This is a genomic window from Mesorhizobium sp. B2-3-11 (assembly GCF_006442215.1).
Lineage (GTDB): Bacteria > Pseudomonadota > Alphaproteobacteria > Rhizobiales > Rhizobiaceae > Mesorhizobium > Mesorhizobium salmacidum.
The window spans coordinates 44614-56720 of sequence record NZ_VFVS01000028.1 but is presented as its reverse complement, the minus strand read 5'-3'; the positions used below and the strand labels follow the sequence as shown (position 1 = coordinate 56720).

Genomic DNA, 12107 nt, shown 5'->3' with positions numbered 1-12107 from the left:
GTCAACATGACCAAGCGCGGTGCCGACCAGATCGGCGGCGCCGACTACACATTCGACTGCACCGGCAACACCAAGGTCATGCGCCAGGCGCTGGAGGCCTCGCATCGCGGCTGGGGCAAGTCGGTCGTCATCGGCGTCGCCGGCGCCGGCCAGGAGATTTCGACCCGGCCGTTCCAGCTGGTCACCGGCCGCAGCTGGATGGGCACCGCCTTCGGCGGCGCACGCGGCCGCACCGACGTGCCGAAGATCGTCGATTGGTACATGGACGGCAAGATCCAGATCGACCCGATGATCACCCACACGCTGAAGCTCGATGACATCAACGAGGGATTCGACCTCATGCATGAGGGCAAGTCGATCCGGAGTGTCGTGGTTTACTGAAGACAGCCACACGCCGCCGGCCATCCGGCCAGCGACCCCTGTGGTGAAACATGGGAGGAAAGAAAAAATGGCGGAGAAACTGCATCCGAAAATCGACAATGGGCTGCCCAGGGAAAGCGCGAGCTTTGCCGGCGGCACGCTGGTCTGCGCCTGCACCAGCAAGCCGGTCAAGGTGAAGGTCAAGGGCCAGATCGCCCACAACCACGCCTGCGGCTGCACCAAATGCTGGAAGCCCGAAGGCGCTATGTTCTCGGTGGTAGCGGTTGCCGGTACCGGCGATGTCACGGTCACCGAGAACGGCGACAAGCTGAAGGTGGTCGACCCCTCAGCGCTGATCCAGCGTCATGCCTGCACCCAATGCGGCGTCCACATGCATGGACCGGTCGAGCGCGATCATCCGTTCAAGGGCCTGTCCTTCATTCACCCCGAGCGCTTCGAGGAAGACGGCTGGTCGCCTCCAGGCTTCACCGCCTTTGTCTCGTCGATCATCGAATCGGGTGTCGACCCGAGCCGCATGGACGGCATTCGCGGCAGGCTGAAGACAATCGGCCTGGAGCCTTACGATTGCCTCAACCCTGGCCTGATGGATTACATTGCCACCTGGACGGCGAAGAAGTCCGGCGCCTTGCCGGCCTGATCACCAAAGATTTTCAGGCAGGGGCCGGATACATTTCCGGCCCCTGCTCGTTTCTGGAGAGACAATGCCCTCACCCGCCATCTACGTCGACGCCGACGCTTGCCCGGTCAAGGCCGAGGTAGAAAAGGTCGCCGAACGCCTTGGCGTCGTCGTCACTTACGTCTCCAATGGGGGCCTGCGTCCGTCGCGCGACCCGATGATCCGCAATGTCGTGGTCTCCAAGAGCGCCGACGCCGCCGATGACTGGATCGTCGAGAACGCCAAGCCCAACGACATCGTGGTGACGGCGGACATTCCGCTTGCCGCACGTACGGTGGCGCTCGGCGCCCATGTGCTGGGACCGACCGGGCGGCCATTCACGCCCGAGACGATCGGCATGGCGGTGGCGATGCGCGACCTCAAGCAGCACCTGCGCGAGACTGGCGAGAGCAAGGGCTACAATGCCAGCTTCGCGCCGCAGGATCGCTCCCGGTTTCTCGGCGAACTCGACCGTATCTTGCGGCGGGCGCTGAAATCCGTCACACCGGAGTAGCAACCACGCGCCATCCAGGTGGAGACCGCCATGGCCGCCGAAACCCCGATCGAGAAACCGATGCAGCGCCATATGCTGTTCGCGGTGTCGGCCTGTATCGGTGCGTTTGCGCTGCTTATGGCGTTGCTGCTGCACGCCCCGCTCGCCTATTCGATCGGCGCCAACGCATTTTTTGCTGCTTACGTCGTTCTTGTCGTCAGTCAGATGCCCAAGTTCACCGGCAAATATCTCAGCAAGAACGCACGCGCCACCGACCAGCCGGTTCTGGTCATCTTCGCGGTGACCCTCACTGTTGTCGGCGTTGCGCTTATCTCGCTGTTCCTGCTGATCAATCGGAAGGATGGGGATCACCCGATCGAACTCGGCTTCGCACTGCTGTCGATCCCGCTCGGCTGGTTTACCATCCATGCCATGGCGGCGCTCCATTATGCCCATGTCTACTGGATGGACGGCGACGCGGTCGACATCGGCACCAACAAGAAGATCCCGGTCGGTGGCCTGCTGTTCCCGGGCGACAGACGCCCGGAGGGCTGGGATTTCCTCTACTTCTCGACCGTCATCGGCATGACGGCACAGACCGCCGACACCAACATCTCGACGACGCATATGCGTTGTGTCGTGCTTGTCCACTCGATCCTGTCGTTCTTCTTCAACACGGTCATCGTCGCCGCGGCCGTCAATCTCGCCGTCAGCCTGGGCGGTCCGTCCATAATAAATCCGTGATCGGATGAAACATCGGTTTGGATCGCGACGTATCAGGAGGACAATGAACACGTAGGACAAGCCGCAAGGCCGGGAGACCAGACAAGATGGAATCGGTTGCCAGAAGCCAATCCGAAATTGGACCGGGTCTCCCCGCTTCAAAAGAGAAACCATTGATCTACCGGCAGTCGAGCTGGACGCGGCTGACACACTGGCTCTGGGCCATCTCCTTGTTTTTCATGCTTCTTTCCGGCCTGCAGATTTTCAATGCCCGGCCTCAGCTCTACATCGGCAAGCAATCCGGCTTCGCCTACAACAACACCGTTTTCGCTATAGGCGCCGAAAACACCAATGCCGGGCCGCGCGGTTACACCGAAATCTTCGGGCACCGTTTCGACACGACAGGCGTACTCGGCTGGTCGGGTCCGGCAGGTAACGAGACGGCGCGCGGTTTCCCATCCTGGGCGACGATCCCCTCCTACTATGATCTCGGCACCGCCCGCGTCATCCATTTCTTCTTTGCCTGGATACTGACGACGACATTGATCGTCTGGCTGGTCGCCAGCCTGATCAACGGCCACATCCGCCGCGATCTGGCGCCGCGCCTGGATGACCTCAAACGCTTGCCGCGGGACATCGCCAATCACGCCAGGCTGAAATTCCACCACACGCGCGAATACAACACGCTGCAGAAAATGGCCTATGGCGGCGTTCTGTTCGTACTCTTGCCGCTGATGATCATCACCGGCCTCGCCATGTCGCCGAGCATGAATTCGGTGCTGCCGTTCCTCAATGAATTGCTCGGCGGACGGCAGACCGCCCGCACCATCCATTTCACCGTCATGGTTCTGCTGGTCGCCTTCTTCATCATTCACATCCTGATGATTGTGGCCGCCGGGCCAATCAACGAACTGCGTTCGATCATCACCGGCTGGTACCGCACCGATCCTCCCGTGCATGACGACAAAACGCCCGAGAGGAGTGCCTGAAATGACGAAATTTCAGATCAGCCGCCGGAAATTCCTGACCGCAGCCAGCCTCGGCGCTTCCGGCGTCATGCTGTCGGGCTGCGACGCCTTCGACAGTCAGCTCAGCATCGGCAGCGGCCTGCGCAGTTTCCTCGAAAATGCCAACGGCCTGACCCACAGGGCACAGCGGTTGCTCGGCGGCGGCAATTCGCTGGCGCCGGAATTCACCGAGGCAGATATCCGCCAGCCGCAACGGCCGAACGGCGTGACCGCGCCCGATGACGACAGCTACAAGAACCTGCTCGCCAACAACTTCTCCGACTGGCGTCTGGAGGTTTCAGGCCTCGTGGAAAAGCCGCTGTCGCTTACCCGCGAGCAACTGATGAACATGCCGAGCCGCACCCAGATCACCCGTCACGACTGCGTCGAAGGCTGGAGTTGCATCGCCAAGTGGACCGGCACGCCGCTGGCGCTGGTGCTCGACCAGGCGGTGGTCAAGCCGCAGGCGCGCTATGTCATGTTCCATTGCCTCGACACGATCGACCGCAGCCTGTCGGGCGACATCAAATACTACGGCACCATCGACCTGATCGACGCTCGCCATCCCCAAACGATCCTCGCCTATGGCGTGAACGGCAAGCCGCTGCCGGTCGAGAACGGCGCACCGCTGCGTGTCCGCGTCGAGCGCCAGCTCGGCTATAAGATGCCGAAATATCTCTACAAGATCGAACTGGTCGACGGCTTCGCCAATGTCGGCGGTGGCCGCGGCGGCTATTGGGAGGACAATGGCTACGACTGGTATGGCGGCATCTGATGGTCCCCGCATACAGGCCGAGCACGACCTGTCGCCCGTCGAATTGAGTTCGCTTGAGGAACGTCTCCATCGCGACAATCGGCGTGTAACGGACCGCGACGATGACCGAAGGCTGACCTTTGTCATCCGCGATGATGCGGGACACGCGATCGGAGTTGCCGCCGGCTATTCCTGGGCGGGCGCGTCCGAGCTCACGTTGATGTGGATTGACGAGGCTCACCGCGGTCGCGGCTACGCAAGACGACTGCTCAACGCTTTTGTCGCCGAGGCCGCGGATCGCGGTGTCAAGAAGATCTGGGTCTCCAGCCACGACTTCCAGGCACCAGGCCTCCATGAAAAGGCTGGCTTCAAGCGGATGGCCGAACTGGCGGGATGGCCCGAAGGCCATTTCAATATCATTCTTTGCAGAACGATAGCAGCGGACGGTGCGGCTTAGGCTACCTTGTCGAGCAACGGCTTCAGCGCCGGATGGATTTCCGGCGAGGCATGCTTGATCAGGGTCAGCAACGCGCGCTCATTCTCGTACAAAGGCCGGTCCGCCCCGATATGCTCGATTAGCCATCCGGCTTCACCAGCATCGATCGTCTCGGCCCGACGGGCCAGCGCCTCGGCTGCCCTGTTCTTGGCTTCCCATTCGGTCTCTACGTCGTCAGGAGACCGGTAGGCCTCTATGATGCCGGCAAGGCCGCCGAAGACCATGCGGCTGAAAAAACCGCCGATTTCCGGATCGGCATGATCGAGGAAGGTTTCCTGGCGCAGGGCCACCTCGCGGGTAGGCGCCCCGTAACCGGCCGAGCACATGACGAAATTGGCAATCGCCTTGACGAACAGGTCATTCCAGGACGGATCGTTGTTGGCCTGGGCCGTCCGCTCGTTGATCCTGAACAGCACCTCGGCCTCGGCCCGGGTGATGGCGATGTTGCCGTCGCCGCCATGGGCATGGAGGATACGGCGCAGAAGCTCGACTTCGGCCCTGGCGATCAATCCGGGCACCAGCGCACCGCCGAGCATCAGCGGTCCCTTGCCGTCAACGACGGCGTGGGCGACCTGCTCCAGCGCGTAGACGCAAAGCCGGCTCGGCGAGGATTTCGCCTCTTCCAGCACATGGACCAGCAATTCGAGTTCGGTCCGGCTGTCGACCAAGCCGTCGCGCGAAATCGTGCGGACCAGCCAATCGGCATTCTCCTGCGAAATGTAGCCCGAGGGCTTTTCCTGGTGGACGATGTAGTCGGTGACCGCCTCGACGAAGAACGGTGCCCATTCAGCGCATTTGTCCCGCGCCGTCTGGTCGAGCGCGAACAACGCGTCGGCTTCGCCCCGGGTCACCACCCCGTCGGCGAACACGTCGCGGCGCAGCATTACGACATCCTCTGAAGCGATGCGGTTCTTCGAAGTCAGCCCCGCCACCGCAGCGCTCATGATCAATTCGCCCATCTGTCGTCCCCGTCCGCCCCAACGCGTCACATTGGCCTGCTATATCAGGAGTATCTTGAAAAACCGGCAAACGGCGTGGTTAGCGAAGACTTGTCAGAACAATGTCGCTGGGAGGTGACAAGGTGTCGCCGACGGGCTATGGATGGCGCGTCGAGGGCTCAGGGTTTGAGTCCTACCTGTTTGCGGGAGAGAGCAGCGAGAGCTGCCGCCGAAGGGGAAATCGCCCGAAATCTCTCAGGCAAAAGAACCGTAGACGGGAAAGACACTCTGGAAAGTCGGGGCTTGCCCCCGCGCCGAAGGTGTAAGCGCCGCTGACAGAGTTCCGGCTGCGCGAGTCTCTCAGGCTTCAGACAGAGGGGCACGGACTGGTCGCCATTCGCGGCCGATTGCGTGCGACTCTGGAGACAACATGACGGGCGACGATAGACACCTTCCCCTCGAAGATATCCATGCAGCGGCCGGTGCGCGCTTCGGCGCCTTTGCCGGCTGGTCGATGCCGCTGACCTATCCGGCCGGCGTCATGAAGGAGCATCTTCACACCCGCGAACATGCGGGCCTGTTCGACATCTCGCACATGAAGCTGTTCGAGCTCAGCGGGCCAGACGCCGTCGCGCTGCTCGACCGCGCCTGCCCGCTAGACGCCGGTGCGCTCGAAATTTCGCAATCCAAGCTGACCTTCTTCCTCAATGAGGCGGGCGGCATTCTGGATGATCTGATCGTCACCCGGCTCGGCGATACGAGGTTCATGGTGGTCGCCAACGCCGGCAACGCCGTCGCCGACGAAAAGCATTTGCGCGCGCTGGCAGCCGATTTCGACGTCAAGGTCGAACCACTCGACCGCATCTTCCTGGCCATCCAGGGTCCGGAAGCGTGGGCGGCACTGTCCCGCGCCGGCCTTGAGACGGGCTCGCTGCTGTTCATGCACGGCATCGAGCCGCGAAAGAACTGGTTCATGAGCCGGTCCGGTTACACCGGCGAAGACGGTTTCGAGATCGGCCTGCCGGAGGCCGATGCAAGAGAACTCGTCGCGAAGCTGCTCGAGGACGAGCGTGTGCTCTGGATCGGCCTTGCCGCGCGCGACAGCCTGCGGCTGGAGGCAGGCCTCTGCCTGCACGGTCAAGACATCACGCCGGAAACCGACCCGGCCGCGGCGGCGCTTATGTGGGCAATCCCGAAAGAGATCCGAGCCTCAGGCACCTTCATCGGCGCCGATGCCTTGCGCGCCGTCGTGGAACGAGGCCCGGCGCAAAAGCGTGTCGGGCTGAAACCGCAGGGTCGCCAGCCGGTGCGTGCCGGCGCTTCTCTGTTTGACACCGACGGCAACCCCGTCGGCCATGTCACATCGGGCGGTTTTGGCCCCTCGGCCGGCCATCCGGTCGCCATGGGCTATATCGCCACCCCGCTGGCCAAGCCCGGAACGCGGGTCTTCGCCGACGTGCGCGGCACGAAGATCCCGATCGATGTCAGTTCCCTGCCCTTCACTCCTCATCGCTACCGCAAAGGATAGACCCCCATGGCAAAGATCTATTTCACCGCCGATCACGAATGGCTCAGCGTCGAGGGCGGCATCGCCACGGTCGGCATCACCGACTACGCGCAGGAGCAGCTCGGCGATCTCGTCTTCGTGGAACTGCCGGAAACGGGAAAGAAGCTCGCCAAGGGCGATACCGCCGTCGTGGTCGAATCCGTCAAGGCGGCCTCCGACGTCTACGCGCCGGTCGATGGCGAGATCACCGAGGCCAACGGCACGCTGTCGTCCGACCCATCGCTGGTCAACTCGGCGGCAACCGGCGCGGGTTGGCTGTGGAAGATGAAGCTCGCCGACGAAAGCCAGCTCGCCAGCCTCATGGATGAGACCGCCTACAAAGCCCATATCGCCTGACATCAGGAATTTACCGACATGACCGCAGCACCCTACCCCTTCTCGGCCCGCCACATCGGGCCCGGCCTTGCCGACGTCAGAGCCATGCTCGCCGTCCTCGGTGTTACCTCGGTCGAGACGCTGATCAGCCAGGCCGTGCCGAGATCGATCCGCCTCGACCAGCCGCTGGCCCTGCCGGAGCCGGCCAGCGAAGCCGAAGCGCTCGCCGAATTGTCGACGATCATGGCAAGGAATACCGTGCTGAAGAGTTTTATCGGTGCCGGTTACCACGGCGTCCACGTGCCGCCGGTCATCCAGCGCAATCTGTTCGAGAATCCGGCCTGGTACACCGCCTACACGCCCTACCAAGCCGAGATCAGCCAGGGCCGGCTCGAAATGCTGTTCAATTTCCAGACGCTGGTCACGGAACTGACCGGCCTGCCGGTGGCATCGGCTTCATTGCTCGACGAGGCGACAGCGGTCGCCGAAGCGGTCGGCATCGCGCTACGCCATCACCGCGACAAGCGCACCAAGGTGGCACTCGCCGGCACGCCGCACCCGCAGACGCTGGATGTGGTGCGCACCCGCGCCGAGCCGCTCGGCATCGAGATCGACGGCGAGACGATCGACGACAACACCGCAGCCCTGCTCGTCTCCTGGCCGGACACTTTTGGCGTCTATGGCGACCACAAGGCGGCGATCGAAAAAGCGCGCGCCACCGGCGCCATTATCGTCTTCATCGCCGACCCGCTTGGCCTGACGCTGACCGACGCGCCGGCGAAACTCGGCGCCGACATTGCCGTCGGCCCGATGCAGCGCTTCGGCGTGCCGATGGGCTTTGGCGGCCCACACGCCGCCTATTGCGCCGTCTCCGACAAGCTGACACGGCTGATGCCCGGCCGCCTGGTCGGTCAGTCGACCGACAGCAAGGGCCGTCCCGGTTATCGCCTCGCCTTGCAGACACGCGAACAGCACATCCGCCGCGACAAGGCGACGTCCAACATCTGCACCGCGCAAGCGCTGCTTGCCAATATGGCGACCGCATACGCCATCTGGCATGGCCCGGCGGGCCTGCAGGCGATCGCCGGGCGCATCCATGCGCTGGCCAACCGCCTGGCGAGCGGCCTCAAGGCCGCGGGTGTATCGGTGCTCGGCTCCAGCCGTTTCGATACGGTGACGGTGGAGGTCAAAGGCAAGGCCGCCCGGATCGCCGCCGCCGCCGAAAAGACCGGCCGGCTGCTGCGTGTGCTCGACGCCGACCAGGTCGGCATCAGTTTCGACGAGACCTCGACCGATGCCGACCTCGATGCGATCGCGGCTCTGTTCGACGCCAAGGCTGCTTCTTCCGCCGATAGCACGGTGCCCGGCAAGCCGCGCGGCAAGGAGTTTTTGACCCAGCCGGTCTTCCATGAGAACAAGTCGGAAACCGAGATGATGCGTTTCCTGCGCCGGCTGGCCGACAAGGACCTGGCGCTCGACCGCGCCATGATCCCGCTGGGCTCCTGCACCATGAAGCTCAACGCCGCGGCGGAAATGACGCCGGTGAGCTGGCCGGAAATCGCCAATTTGCATCCCTTCGCGCCATCAGCGCATTCGGCCGGCTACCGCGCCATGATCGGCGAACTGGAGGGCTGGCTGTCGGAGATCACCGGCTTCGACGCCGTGACGTTGCAGCCCAATGCCGGCAGCCAGGGCGAATATGCCGGGCTGCTCGCCATCCGCGCCTATCACCGCTCGCGCGGTGAGGGTCATCGCACCGTCTGCCTGATCCCCTCCTCCGCGCATGGCACCAATCCGGCGAGTGCCGCGATGGCCGGCATGAGCGTCGTCGTCGTGCGCTGCCTGGAAGACGGCAACATCGACATGGACGATATGCGCGCCAAGGCCAACGAGCATTCCAGGAATCTCGCGGCGCTGATGTTCACCTATCCATCCACGCATGGGGTCTACGAGGAAGGCGCGCGCCACCTCTGCGCGCTCATCCATGAGCATGGCGGCCAGGTCTATTTCGACGGCGCCAACCTCAATGCCTTGGTCGGACTTGCCCGTCCCGGCGACATCGGCGCCGACGTTTGCCACATGAACCTGCACAAGACCTTCTGCATCCCGCATGGCGGCGGCGGACCGGGCGTTGGTCCGATCGGCGTCAGGGCGCATCTGAAACCCTATCTGCCCGGCCATGTCACCGAAGGCTCGGCGCATGCCGTGGCAGCAGCTCCCTTCGGCAGCGCTTCCATCCTGCCGATCACCTGGATGTACATCCGCATGATGGGCGCTTCCGGCCTGAAGCAGGCGACCGAGACGGCGATCGTGTCCGCCAATTACGTGGCGACGCGGCTCGCGCCGCACTTCCCGCTGCTTTACAAGGGCAGGAGCGATCGTGTCGCCCATGAATGCATTCTCGATACCCGCGTGCTCAAGGAGAGCGCCGGCATCAGCGTCGAGGACATCGCCAAGCGCCTGATCGACTATGGTTTCCACGCGCCGACCATGTCGTTTCCGGTCGCCGGCACGCTTATGGTCGAACCGACCGAGTCCGAGCCCAAGCGCGAGTTGGACCGCTTCTGCGAGGCCATGATCGCCATTGCCGGCGAGGCGGCGAAAGTGGCCAAAGGCGAATGGCCTTTGGCCGACAATCCGCTGGTCAACGCCCCGCATACATCGGCTGAGGCGCTGGCCGGTCAATGGAACCACCCTTACTCGCGCCTCGAGGCGGCCTATCCCGCCGGCGACGCCGACACAGCGGCAAAGTACTGGCCGCCGGTATCGCGCATCGACAATGTCGCGGGAGACCGCAACCTGGTCTGCTCCTGCCCGCCGCTGTCGGACTATCTGGGTGCGGCCGAATAGCTACGCGGAGCGCAAGGCCGATTTGACCGGGTCGGCCTTGTCCATGCCTTTGCGGCTGATGACGCAATTTCGTCCCGCACGCTTGGCGGCATAGAGCATGGAGTCGGCCCTGGCCAGCACCTCGTCGAGGGTGCTGCCGTCGGCTTCGCCGAATCCAATCCCGCCGCTGACCGTGCTGCGCAAAGGACCGAGCGGGGTGGGCACGATTTCCGTGCCGAAAGCGACGCCGATCTTGCTGGCAAGATCATAGGCGCGCTCTTCCGTCATCCTCGACATGACGATCGCGAACTCCTCGCCGCCCAAGCGAAAGGCGTCAACCCCGGTCCTGGCATATTTCCTGATGACGGCGGCGAAGCGGCAAAGGACCTGATCCCCGACCGGATGTCCATAGATGTCGTTCGTCCGCTTGAAGTGATCGAGGTCAAACATGACGATCGCCATGAACGGGCCGAAGGTGCGCTCGCCATAAAGCGACGTCAGACCGCGACGGTTCATCAGTCCGGTCAACGGGTCGGTCATGGTCTCGGCCTTGAGCTCGATCTGCGCCTGCAAATGATGGAGCGAAAGCGTCAATGCGCCGAGGCCGGTCATACAGGCCACCGCCACGACCGAGTTGAGGCGTTCGGCCCAATTGTCGGGCGCGACGCCGAGCGTCCACTGCCCTTTGGTCATCAGAACCACGCCGCAGAGGGCAAACGACAGCGCACAGGTGCCGCTCAGGAACGACACCACCAGCAGGATGCGGCGATCATGACTGCCGTTGATCCAGAACATGGCTCCGATCGTCGAGAGCAGCGCGGTAACCGTCGCGTAGGTGATCACGAAACCGATACCGTCAAGGCCCATGAAGGTCACGGCCGCACAGATAGCCATGGCGGCAAATGTCGGAGCAATCGCACGCCTGTGGTCCGGCACACCGAGATATTGCATGGCCGAAATGCAGATAATCAGAAAACCCAGGCTGAGCAGCGCCAGCGCGACCTGGCAAAGCAGCGGATCTGGCTCCCTGGTATAATGCCAGAACAGGATCACATGCGCGACGAGCACGAGAATGCCGCATGCCACCGTCAGCACGAATCTGGCCTGCGGCGCGGTGGCCCAGATCGCTAACATGGTGACACTGAGACAGACGCCCGACAGCGCGGCTGCGAGCAGGAGCGAACTGAAATCCAGCATATCGGGCGGGGGCCTCTCGAGCATCGGCGGTTGCGCCGCATCCTAGGTCAGCGGCAGCCCTCGGACATGGTTTTCAGGCGATCTCTCGACCCAACCTGCGGATACGGTTTACAAAGCGTCGATGCCACCTGTCCCGAAACCGCACCCCTGGCCGGCGCGAGGATCAAACGGCATCAGCCCTTGTTGAGCAAGGCGAGATTGGCGTCGACGACGGCGGGGTCGGCCATGCCGGCCTTCGCCTCCAGCAGCAGCGCCCTGGCCTTCTTCTTGTTGCCGCGCAAAAGTTGCGAATAGCCCATGTTGTTGACGATCTGCGGTTTGCGGCCGGCGACCTTCACAAGCTGGCCATAGGCGCGGTCGGCGAAGTCGAAGCGGCCGAGTTCGTCATAGGAAGCGGCAAGCCCCATCCAGGCCTCGGCATTGTCGGCCTTCAGTTCGACGGCCTTGCGGAAATGCGCTTCGGCAAGACCGTAGTTGGCATCGCGAAACTGTGCCTTGCCTTGCGCCAGGTCGGATGTGTCGACATCCTTCGCTGCCGGCCGGATCGCGGTGGTCTTGGTCGTGTCGACGTTATTGTTCGTCGTGCACCCGGTGATCATCAGGACGGCCGCCATCGTGACCACCGCCGCAAATTTTATCTGACGCATACCCTGCCCCGTCGCCCGATTTGCCGGGTCGTTCTTCAGGGAAAGACACTACAGCACAGCGATTAAGCTTCGGTGCCGAAATGCGCCCAAGTTTTGGTTTCCGGC

13 protein-coding genes and 1 riboswitch are annotated in these 12107 nt (G+C 63.2%); of the genes, 10 read left to right on the top strand and 3 right to left on the bottom strand.

What is annotated here, in order from left to right; translation table 11 throughout:
* The 7 genes from FJ960_RS27535 to FJ960_RS27505 form a co-directional block, all read left to right on the top strand.
* Positions 1 to 381, top strand: a 381-nt coding sequence (locus FJ960_RS27535; RefSeq protein ID WP_140718256.1) for a zinc-binding dehydrogenase, incomplete at its 5' end; no start/stop codon positions are given.
* Positions 382 to 448: 67 nt separating this feature from the next.
* Positions 449 to 1018, top strand: coding sequence for an S-(hydroxymethyl)glutathione synthase (gene gfa, locus FJ960_RS27530; RefSeq protein WP_140503565.1), 570 nt, complete (start codon positions 449 to 451; stop codon positions 1016 to 1018).
* Between the two features lie 64 nt (positions 1019 to 1082).
* On the top strand, positions 1083 to 1550 hold the full coding sequence (locus FJ960_RS27525; RefSeq protein ID WP_140503563.1) for a YaiI/YqxD family protein: 468 nt from the start codon (positions 1083 to 1085) through the stop codon (positions 1548 to 1550).
* A 30-nt stretch (positions 1551 to 1580) separates the two neighbouring features.
* Positions 1581 to 2273 (top strand): DUF1345 domain-containing protein, encoded by a 693-nt coding sequence (locus tag FJ960_RS27520; RefSeq protein ID WP_140503561.1) that lies wholly within the window; start codon positions 1581 to 1583, stop codon positions 2271 to 2273.
* A gap of 86 nt (positions 2274 to 2359) precedes the next feature.
* Positions 2360 to 3241, top strand: a complete 882-nt coding sequence (locus FJ960_RS27515) for a cytochrome b/b6 domain-containing protein (RefSeq protein WP_140718254.1) — start codon at positions 2360 to 2362, stop codon at positions 3239 to 3241.
* A 1-nt stretch (position 3242) separates the two neighbouring features.
* On the top strand, positions 3243 to 4034 hold the full coding sequence (locus FJ960_RS27510; protein ID WP_140718252.1) for a molybdopterin-binding protein: 792 nt from the start codon (positions 3243 to 3245) through the stop codon (positions 4032 to 4034).
* Positions 4021 to 4470: a GNAT family N-acetyltransferase gene (locus FJ960_RS27505; protein ID WP_140718250.1), complete on the top strand. Its 450-nt coding sequence runs from the start codon at positions 4021 to 4023 to the stop codon at positions 4468 to 4470. The genes FJ960_RS27510 and FJ960_RS27505 overlap by 14 nt, the downstream gene beginning before the upstream one ends.
* On the opposite strand, the gene FJ960_RS27500 is transcribed toward FJ960_RS27505, so the two are convergent.
* Positions 4467 to 5468, bottom strand: coding sequence for a hypothetical protein (locus tag FJ960_RS27500; RefSeq protein WP_140718248.1), 1002 nt, complete (start codon positions 5466 to 5468; stop codon positions 4467 to 4469). The two genes, FJ960_RS27505 and FJ960_RS27500, sit on opposite strands and share 4 nt — an antisense overlap.
* A 173-nt stretch (positions 5469 to 5641) precedes the next feature.
* Positions 5642 to 5728: riboswitch (glycine riboswitch) on the top strand.
* Positions 5729 to 5877: 149 nt separating this feature from the next.
* Here FJ960_RS27500 and gcvT point away from each other — a divergent pair.
* From gcvT to gcvP, 3 genes are read left to right on the top strand one after another with little or no spacing between them, the layout of a single operon-like run.
* Positions 5878 to 6975 carry a glycine cleavage system aminomethyltransferase GcvT gene (gene gcvT, locus FJ960_RS27495; RefSeq protein ID WP_140718246.1) on the top strand — a complete coding sequence of 366 codons (1098 nt, stop codon included), beginning with the start codon at positions 5878 to 5880 and terminating at the stop codon, positions 6973 to 6975.
* Positions 6976 to 6981: 6 nt separating this feature from the next.
* On the top strand, positions 6982 to 7350 hold the full coding sequence (gene gcvH, locus FJ960_RS27490; RefSeq protein WP_027145002.1) for a glycine cleavage system protein GcvH: 369 nt from the start codon (positions 6982 to 6984) through the stop codon (positions 7348 to 7350).
* An 18-nt stretch (positions 7351 to 7368) separates the two neighbouring features.
* The gene (gene gcvP, locus FJ960_RS27485; RefSeq protein ID WP_140718244.1) at positions 7369 to 10179 is read left to right on the top strand and encodes an aminomethyl-transferring glycine dehydrogenase; all 2811 of its coding nucleotides are present in this window, start codon (positions 7369 to 7371) and stop codon (positions 10177 to 10179) included.
* Here gcvP and FJ960_RS27480 read toward each other — a convergent pair whose 3' ends face one another.
* Both FJ960_RS27480 and FJ960_RS27475 read right to left on the bottom strand, forming a co-directional pair.
* A complete protein-coding gene (locus FJ960_RS27480; protein WP_246672982.1) occupies positions 10180 to 11379 on the bottom strand; it encodes a GGDEF domain-containing protein in 1200 nt (399 codons plus the stop codon).
* Positions 11380 to 11528: 149 nt separating this feature from the next.
* Positions 11529 to 12002 carry a tetratricopeptide repeat protein gene (locus FJ960_RS27475; RefSeq protein WP_140718242.1) on the bottom strand — a complete coding sequence of 158 codons (474 nt, stop codon included), beginning with the start codon at positions 12000 to 12002 and terminating at the stop codon, positions 11529 to 11531.
* Positions 12003 to 12107: the final 105 nt, after the last annotated feature.

Bases quoted from the DNA above. Each gene is read 5' to 3' on its own strand.
- gfa (WP_140503565.1), top strand. From the start codon at position 449: ATGGCGGAGAAACTGCATCCGAAAATCGACAATGGGCTGCCCAGGGAA.
- FJ960_RS27525 (WP_140503563.1), top strand. From the start codon at position 1,083: ATGCCCTCACCCGCCATCTACGTCGACGCCGACGCTTGCCCGGTCAAG.
- FJ960_RS27520 (WP_140503561.1), top strand. From the start codon at position 1,581: ATGGCCGCCGAAACCCCGATCGAGAAACCGATGCAGCGCCATATGCTG.
- FJ960_RS27515 (WP_140718254.1), top strand. From the start codon at position 2,360: ATGGAATCGGTTGCCAGAAGCCAATCCGAAATTGGACCGGGTCTCCCC.
- FJ960_RS27510 (WP_140718252.1), top strand. From the start codon at position 3,243: ATGACGAAATTTCAGATCAGCCGCCGGAAATTCCTGACCGCAGCCAGC.
- FJ960_RS27505 (WP_140718250.1), top strand. From the start codon at position 4,021: ATGGCGGCATCTGATGGTCCCCGCATACAGGCCGAGCACGACCTGTCG.
- FJ960_RS27500 (WP_140718248.1), bottom strand. From the start codon at position 5,468: ATGGGCGAATTGATCATGAGCGCTGCGGTGGCGGGGCTGACTTCGAAG.
- gcvT (WP_140718246.1), top strand. From the start codon at position 5,878: ATGACGGGCGACGATAGACACCTTCCCCTCGAAGATATCCATGCAGCG.
- gcvH (WP_027145002.1), top strand. From the start codon at position 6,982: ATGGCAAAGATCTATTTCACCGCCGATCACGAATGGCTCAGCGTCGAG.
- gcvP (WP_140718244.1), top strand. From the start codon at position 7,369: ATGACCGCAGCACCCTACCCCTTCTCGGCCCGCCACATCGGGCCCGGC.
- FJ960_RS27480 (WP_246672982.1), bottom strand. From the start codon at position 11,379: ATGCTCGAGAGGCCCCCGCCCGATATGCTGGATTTCAGTTCGCTCCTG.
- FJ960_RS27475 (WP_140718242.1), bottom strand. From the start codon at position 12,002: ATGCGTCAGATAAAATTTGCGGCGGTGGTCACGATGGCGGCCGTCCTG.